Annotated in this window: 2 protein-coding genes; both read right to left on the bottom strand. The window is 37.3% G+C overall.

Features of this window, described 5'->3' with window-relative positions:
• Positions 1 to 490 (bottom strand): macro domain-containing protein (locus VB654_RS22750; protein WP_323216097.1); only part of this gene is annotated, 490 nt, incomplete at its 3' end.
• A 2-nt stretch (positions 491 to 492) separates the two neighbouring features.
• On the bottom strand, positions 493 to 785 hold a 293-nt coding region (locus VB654_RS22745), incomplete at its 5' end, for a DarT ssDNA thymidine ADP-ribosyltransferase family protein (RefSeq protein ID WP_323216096.1).

Below are 785 nucleotides of genomic sequence, written 5' to 3'. Positions count from 1 at the left end.
TATTATTTACCAAATTAACCATTGATCCCTCTATACCTGTTGCCTCTTCTTCTCGATCTAAACAGATAAACACATCAATATCGAGGTTTTGCAAGTATTTTTCCATTAAGGGGGATACATCACGCCAAGTAAGCCCACCATTGCTACATCCTAACTTAGGAAAAGCAACAGAGGTAATTCCCCCTTTTTGATAGTAGTTGGAAAAATACTTAAGCCCCTCCTCTATCCATTCAATTTTAGAGGGGTACTTCCAATGAATCTTTGTAGGGAAGTTAAGAATCCAAACAGTTTCATAATTTTTGTAAAGATAAGGTCTACCAACCTTAGCCTCTTTTCTCCGACATCGTTCTATATAGTCTCTTTCCATTTCTGGAAATCTTAGCTGAAACTCTAGAGCCAATCCAGCACCCATTACGCCAACGCAGTTAATTGTGTTAACAATCGTTTGCGCGTTAACGTTAAAAACTGTAGTATCAGTGTAATGAAGCATTGTCAAAAATATAAGTCTGGATCTACCATTCCTATAATATCGGTTCTTTGTATTGCAGTGATGATAATATTGCTATGTTTCTGGGAACAACAAAATATTGCCTGAATTTTATTTGGTGCTATTTTCGGGTGAACAAGTATCTCTGCACATTTTATACGTCTGCCATCTTCAAAATCATTCCAGTATTTCGCCCAAATTATGTTCCAGGGCAGTTGGTTAAGCATTTGTGTATCCCGATAAAATCGAGTATCCCCTGCGGCTGCGTTTCCATCAGAAAAAATAACATTTGGTTCTA

Source organism: Nodularia sp. UHCC 0506 (assembly GCF_034931045.1).
Classification (GTDB): Bacteria; Cyanobacteriota; Cyanobacteriia; order Cyanobacteriales; family Nostocaceae; genus Nodularia.
The sequence above is the reverse complement of the archived record's forward strand: the minus strand, read 5'-3'. Positions and strand labels throughout refer to the sequence as shown.